This is a genomic window from Centipeda periodontii DSM 2778 (assembly GCF_000213975.1).
In the GTDB taxonomy this organism is placed as follows: domain Bacteria; phylum Bacillota; class Negativicutes; order Selenomonadales; family Selenomonadaceae; genus Centipeda; species Centipeda periodontii.
This window is the reverse complement of the sequence record NZ_GL892076.1, coordinates 2161758-2168710: the sequence shown is the minus strand read 5'-3', so window position 1 is coordinate 2168710 and position 6953 is coordinate 2161758. Positions and strand designations below refer to the sequence as shown.

Annotated in this window: 5 protein-coding genes; 4 read left to right on the top strand and 1 reads right to left on the bottom strand. The window is 57.0% G+C overall.

Going from position 1 to position 6953, the window contains the following annotated elements; translation table 11 throughout:
• Positions 1-90: 90 nt before the first annotated feature.
• Positions 91-303, bottom strand: a complete 213-nt coding sequence (locus tag HMPREF9081_RS09840) for a DUF1858 domain-containing protein (protein ID WP_006307127.1) — start codon at positions 301-303, stop codon at positions 91-93.
• A 278-nt stretch (positions 304-581) separates the two neighbouring features.
• Here HMPREF9081_RS09840 and ychF point away from each other — a divergent pair, with 278 nt between their 5' ends.
• From ychF to nifJ, 4 genes are all read left to right on the top strand, one after another.
• On the top strand, positions 582-1688 hold the full coding sequence (ychF, locus tag HMPREF9081_RS09835; RefSeq protein WP_006307126.1) for a redox-regulated ATPase YchF: 1107 nt from the start codon (positions 582-584) through the stop codon (positions 1686-1688).
• Between the two features lie 200 nt (positions 1689-1888).
• The gene (locus tag HMPREF9081_RS09830; protein WP_006307124.1) at positions 1889-2842 is read left to right on the top strand and encodes a magnesium transporter CorA family protein; all 954 of its coding nucleotides are present in this window, start codon (positions 1889-1891) and stop codon (positions 2840-2842) included.
• Entirely contained in the window at positions 2839-3063 is a 225-nt protein-coding gene (locus tag HMPREF9081_RS09825) for a hypothetical protein (RefSeq protein WP_006307123.1), read from the top strand. The genes HMPREF9081_RS09830 and HMPREF9081_RS09825 overlap by 4 nt, the downstream gene beginning before the upstream one ends.
• Positions 3064-3341: 278 nt before the next feature.
• The gene (gene nifJ / locus HMPREF9081_RS09820) at positions 3342-6869 is read left to right on the top strand and encodes a pyruvate:ferredoxin (flavodoxin) oxidoreductase (protein ID WP_006307122.1); all 3528 of its coding nucleotides are present in this window, start codon (positions 3342-3344) and stop codon (positions 6867-6869) included.
• The last annotated feature ends 84 nt before the right edge of the window (positions 6870-6953 follow it).

Genomic DNA, 6953 nt, shown 5'->3' with positions numbered 1-6953 from the left:
GGATTGTGGTATCTTAGCTTCCCCCGCCAGAGCGGGGGAAGTGGCGAGCGCAGCGAGCCGATAGGGGCGCTCGTGCAATAGCCCCTTCTTTTACTGTGCCGCAGCCGTTTCGCCGATGGATGCGTTCAGCTCGTCGATGAGCGCGTCGATGTCGATGCCGTGCGCCATTGCACCCTGCTCGATGTTCTCGAAATGCGCCGCTGCGCAGCCAAGGCAGCCCATGCCCGCATTCATCAGAATCTCAACCGTGTCGGGATATGTCTGCACGATCTCGATGATGCTCATATCCTTTGTAATCGCCATGATAGACCTCCTATATCGTAAAAGGAAATTGACAAGTAAGGGGAGTCTCCCCAGTTGTTTCAAATTATAACACAAGATTTCAAAAAAGAAAGTAGCATTTGCAACATTATGCAGGTATGTTCATAAGAAAAAATGATGATGTGGAGGAAAAGCTCGTTTCTCTGCCCCGAAATGGGCGCAATGATTGACCTCTCCGGTAATTTCTGCTATAACATAACGAGTGCATTATCGTGTCAAGGAATATGACGTGACTGCGGTCAGTGAAAGAGGGAATCTGAGTGAGCAATCTGGAAGTTGGTATTGTCGGTCTGCCGAATGTGGGCAAGAGCACACTGTTCAACGCGATTACGAAGGCGGGCGCGGAGGCGGCGAACTATCCGTTCTGCACGATCGAGCCGAATGTCGGCGTGGTGGCAGTGCCGGATGCACGCCTCAAGGTGCTGACCGATCTCTATCATTCGAAAAAGACGACGCCCGCGAGCGTTCGCTTTGTGGATATCGCGGGGCTTGTCAAGGGCGCATCGAAGGGCGAGGGGCTCGGCAATAAATTCCTTGAGCACATCCGTCAGGTGGACGCCGTGGCGCATGTTGTCCGCTGCTTTGAGAGCACGGACATCACGCATGTGGAGGGCGCTGTCGATCCGCTGCGCGACATTGACATCATCGAGACGGAGCTCTGCCTTGCCGATCTCGAAGCGGTGGAGAAACGCATGGCGAAGGTGACGAAGCTGCTGAAATCCGGCAGCAAGGAGGCAAAGGCGGAGCACGCGGCACTCGAACGGTTGAAATCTGCGCTCGATGAGGGAAAGCCCGCGCGTGAGGTGGAGCTCTCGGATGAGGAACAGGCGATGCTGCGCGACCTCAACCTCCTTACGCGCAAGCCGATCCTCTACATCGCGAATGTCGGCGAGGATGAGGCAGCGACGGCAGACGCGGAGAATCCGCATGTGCAGACCGTCAAGGAGTATGCCGCGCGTACGGGCGCGGAAGTAGTGACGGTATCGGCGCGCCTCGAAGAGGAGATTGCGGAGCTGGATGCCGAGGAGGCGGCGATCTTCCTCGAGGATCTCGGGCTCTCCGAGAGCGGGCTGGATCGACTGATTCACGGCGCATTTTCCCTGCTCGGGCTTCAGACCTTCCTCACGGCGGGTGAGGACGAGTGCCGCGCGTGGACGATTACGCGCGGGACAACGGCGCCAAAGGCGGCGGGCAAGATTCACACGGACTTCGAGCGCGGCTTCATCCGCGCGGAGATCGTAAACTATGATGATCTCGTTTCTCTCGGCAGCGTGGCAGCAGCGCGTGACAAAGGGCTGGTGCGACTTGAGGGCAAGGACTACGTCATGCGCGACGGCGATGTGGTGAACTTCCGCTTTAATGTATAACATTTTCTGCGCCGCTCTGGACAAGCGGCGCTTTTTGCGTTACAATTCATTCGGTTATTTTGTGAACGATTATCGAAAGGAAGTGAAGAGCATGGACGATACACCTTTGCAGCCTGAACCTCACATATGTATGCCGTCCTCTCTTCGTTTCCGTATGTAGCGCTGACAGGGGAGGAAAGGCCTGAAAGGAGCGTCCTCCCTTGCTGCAAATCTATAAATCCATGGAATCCGGCCCCCTTCAGGAGCTGTCCCTCAAGACGCTCACAAAGGGCGCATGGATCAACATTGTCAATCCGACACCGTACGAGCTGAAGGTCGTGAGTACGCTGACGGAGGTTGATCCCGACTTCCTGCGCTCCGCACTCGACGATGAGGAGCGGTCGCATACGGATGTTGAGGACGACTCGGTCATGATCCTGACGAATGTGCCCGTCTATCGCGGTGAGGACAGCTACGATACGCTGCCGCTCGCGATCATCCTCACAGACGAGCACATCATCACGGTCTGCCTTGAGGAAACGCCCGTGATGGCGGAGTTCAACGAGCGCACGGCAAAGCTCTTTCGCACGTACAAGCGGACGCGCTTCCTCTTTCAGATCCTCTACAAGTCGGATGTGTTCTACCTGCGCTACCTGCGCCAGATCAGCAAGCTGTCCGAGGAGATCGAGGATCGCCTGCGTCACGACATGAAGAACAGTGAGATCCTGCGTCTCCTGCAGCTGCAAAAGGGGCTGACGTATTTTAATGCGGCACTGCGCTCGAACGGCGCGGTGCTGGATCGTCTCATGCGTCTGCGTACAAATACAACGCTGCACCACATCTTCAAGATGTACGAGGAGGACGAGGATCTCCTTGAGGATGTCATCATCGAGAACAAGCAGGCGCGCGAGATGGTGGAGATGTACAGCACCATCCTCGCACGGCTCGCGGATACGTTCTCGTCGATTGTCTCGAACAATCTGAACCTCGTGATGAAATTTCTGACGGCGATCACGATCATCCTTGCGATTCCGACGGTGATTTCGAGCTTCTTCGGCATGAATGTGCCCGTGCCGTACGAAGGCGACCCGCTCGGATTTATGCGTGTGGTCGTCATCGCAGCTTGTGTGTCTACAACTGTCGTCTATATGCTCTGGCGGAGGGATATGTTTTGATACGCGAGGCGCAGCTGCTGCGCGGCATTATCTTCGGTGATCGGACGACCGATGAGTATGTCTATATGCCGGCGAGTGAGATCGGCGTGGAGCATCCGCTCTATGTGTACGAGGAGGGCAGCCGCCGCCGTGACATCGAGCTCGCCGAGGCACTTCATCTCATACGCGTGCGCGACCTCAGACCAACGACACATCCACTGCTTGGACGGACGAGCTGCTGAGTGCAGCTCGTTTTTTGATAGGATGATTAGATATTTTCATCATAAAAAACAATGAGAAAAGTCAATGGTTTCAACTCTTGAGAAAGTCTATCTTGTTTACAAGCCTGTTGTTCCGTTGTATAATAAATAGAAAGTATTGAATCCCCGCATCTCCATAGATATTCTTTTTGATTCTTTTTATCAATAGGAATGAAAGGGGACAAATTCTTTGCTCATGTGGTTATATTTTAATATCTTTGAGAATGCGTGGGCATTTTCAATGAGAGGGGAGCAGTAACATGGCCAAGAAAATGAAGACGATGGACGGCAACACCGCTGCCGGCTACATCTCCTATGCCTTTACGGATGTGGCGGCGATCTATCCGATCACACCGTCCTCGCCGATGGCAGAGCACGTCGACAGCCTTGCTGCAAAGGGAATGAAGAATATCTTCGGACAGAAGGTACGTCTCATCGAAATGCAGTCGGAGGCAGGTGCTGCCGGTGCAGTGCACGGCTCACTCCAAGCCGGTGCACTCACGACGACCTATACAGCATCGCAGGGACTCCTGCTCATGATTCCGAATATGTATAAGATCGCGGGCGAACTTCTGCCGGGTGTGTTCCATGTCAGCGCACGTGCGATCGCAGCGTCCTCGCTGAACATCTTCGGCGATCATCAGGATGTCATGGCGGCACGTCAGACGGGCGTTGCCATGCTCGCAGAGTCGAGCGTACAGGAGGTCATGGATCTCGCTGCCGTGGCGCATCTCGTCGCGATCAAGGGACGCATTCCGTTCATCAACTTCTTCGATGGCTTCCGTACCTCGCATGAGATTCAGAAGATCGAGGTCGTGGACTATGCCGATCTCGCGAAGATCCTCGACTGGGATGCAGTCAATGAGTTCCGCCGCCGTGCACTCAACCCGGATCATCCGGTGGTACGCGGTACGGCACAGAACCCCGACATCTACTTCCAGGGACGCGAGGCGGTCAACCGCTACTATGACGCTATCCCTGAGCTTGTCGAAGAGGCAATGGCGCAGATGACGAAGATCACGGGGCGCGAGCACCATCTCTTCGACTACTACGGCGCGCCCGATGCGGAGCGCATCATCATCGCAATGGGTTCGGTTTGCCAGACGGCGGAGGAGGTCGCCGAATACCTCAACGCACAGGGCGAGAAAGTCGGTCTGCTCTCCGTTCATCTCTATCGTCCGTTCTCGGTCGAGCACTTCTTCAAGTATCTCCCGAAGACAGTGCAGAAGGTCGCCGTCCTCGACCGCACGAAGGAGCCGGGATCGCTCGGCGAGCCGCTTTACCTCGATGTCAAGGCGGCGTACTACAGCTCGGGGATGAACCCCGTCATTGTCGGCGGACGCTATGGTCTCGGCGGTAAGGATACAACACCGGATCAGATCTTCGCGGTCTACGAGGAGCTGAAAAAGGACGAGCCGATGCACGGCTTTACGCTCGGCATCGTTGACGATGTCACGCACCGCAGCCTCACACCGATCCACGGCGATGTCAACCTCACGAAAGAGGGGACGACGGCGTGCAAGTTCTGGGGTCTCGGCTCGGACGGCACGGTCGGCGCGAACAAGAGCGCGATCAAGATCATCGGTGACAAGACGGATATGTATGCGCAGGCATACTTTGCATACGACTCGAAGAAGTCGGGCGGCATCACGATGAGCCACCTGCGCTTCGGCAAGTCGCCCATCATCAGCCCGTACCTCATCAACAAGGCGGACTTCATCTCCTGCTCGCAGCAGTCCTATGTCCGTCAGTACGACCTCCTCGCAGGTCTCAAGAAGGGCGGCACGTTCCTCCTCAATACGTTCTGGTCGGATGAGGAGCTGAACACGCACCTGCCCGCATCGATGCGCCGCTACATCGCCTCCAACGACATTCAGTTCTACACGGTGGATGCGGTTCACATCGCGCGCGAACTCGGCCTTGGCGGACGCTTCAACATGGTCATGCAGTCGGCGTTCTTCAAGCTTGCGAACATCATCCCCATCGACGACGCGGTCAAGTATCTCAAGGACGCGGTTGTCACATCCTACGGCAGCAAGGGCGAAAAGGTTGTCAACATGAACAACGGTGCGATCGATCACGGCATCGAGTCGCTCCACCGTGTGAATGTTCCTGCCGAGTGGAAGGATGCCGTGGATGAGGAGGTTCCGGTCAACGCAAAGACACCGGAATTCATCACGAAGGTTCAGAACGTCATGAATCGGCAGGAGGGTGACAAGCTCAAGATCTCCGAGCTGCTCAGCATGGAGGACGGCACGTTCCCCGTCGGCGGTACGGCGTTTGAGAAGCGCGGCACGGCGATCTCCGTACCCGTATGGCGTCCGGAGAAGTGTATCCAGTGTAACCAGTGCGCATTCGTCTGCCCGCACGCAACGATTCGTCCTGTGCTGACGACGGACGAGGAGCTTGCTGCAGCGCCCGAGGGGATGCAGTCCGTAAAGTCGCGTCCGGCGAAGGGGATGAACCTCACGATCGCCGTCTCGACGCTCGACTGCCTCGGCTGCGGCAACTGTGCGCAGGTCTGCCCGGGCAAGGCGCTCGACATGACCCTGCTCGACGACAACCTCCGCGAAGCGCAGAAGTACTTTGACTACGGTGTGGACACGGAGAAGGTTTCGGTCAAGAACGTCCCGATGAAGAAGACGACGGTCATCGGCTCGCAGTTCGAGCAGCCGCTCTTCGAGTTCTCGGGTGCGTGCGCAGGCTGCGGTGAAACGCCGTATGCGAAGCTCATCACCCAGCTCTTTGGCGACCGCATGATGATCGCAAATGCGACGGGCTGCTCCTCCATCTGGGGCGCGAGCGCACCTGCAATCCCGTATACGAAGAACCCGAAGGGCTACGGTCCCGCATGGGCAAACTCGCTGTTCGAGGACAATGCAGAGTACGGTCTTGGCATGCTGCTCGGCACAAAGGCAGTGCGCGAGTCCATCGCGGCTGCGGTGACGCAGGCAATCGAGGAGAAGAAGGGCTCTGCCGAGCTTCAGGCAGCGATGCAGCTCTGGCTCGAAAAGCGCGACAGCGGCGAGGGTACGCGTGACCGTGCCGACCTCCTGCGCGAGCTCCTTGAGAAGGAGAAGGGCACGGACGAACTTCTCTGCCGCATCTACAAGGACAACGACTACTTCGTCAAGCGTTCGCAGTGGGTGTTCGGCGGCGACGGCTGGGCATACGACATCGGCTTCGGCGGCGTGGATCACGTGCTTGCGTCGGGCGAGGATGTCAACGTCATAGTCTTTGATACCGAGGTCTACTCGAACACGGGCGGACAGGCATCGAAGTCGACCCCTGCGGCGGCGATTGCAGAGTTCGCGGCAACGGGCAAAAAGACGAAGAAGAAGGATCTCGGCATGATGGCGATGTCCTACGGCTACATCTATGTGGCGCAGATCGACATGGGTTCCGACCAGAATCAGGTCTTGAAGGCGATCAGCGAGGCGGAGGCATATCCGGGACCGTCCCTTATCATTGCCTACTCGCCGTGTATCAACCACGGGATCCGCAAGGGCATGGGCTGTGCACAGCTTGAGGGCAAGCTCGCGGTCGAGTGCGGCTACTGGGCGAACTATCGCTACAACCCGCAGCTCATCGAGGCGGGCAAGAATCCGTTCACGCTCGACTCCAAGGAGCCGGACTTCTCGAAGTTCCAGGAATTCCTGCTCGGCGAGAACCGCTACATCAGCCTCAAGAGCAACTTCCCCGAGGCGGCGGAAGTACTCTTCGAGAAGACGCAGAAGGACGCTGAGACGCGCTACAACAACTACAAGAAACTCGCAGGAAAGGCGTAAGGAGTCGCTGAATTTATCAGTGCGTCCTTAGCATAAAGACAGAGGGGGCTGTTGCACGAGTGCCCCTATCGGCTCGCTGCGCTC

What these genes read in the sequence shown, in the direction of transcription:
- nifJ (WP_006307122.1), top strand. Translation starts at nt 3,342, where the DNA reads ATGGCCAAGAAAATGAAGACGATGGACGGCAACACCGCTGCCGGCTAC.
- HMPREF9081_RS09840 (WP_006307127.1), bottom strand. Translation starts at nt 303, where the DNA reads ATGGCGATTACAAAGGATATGAGCATCATCGAGATCGTGCAGACATAT.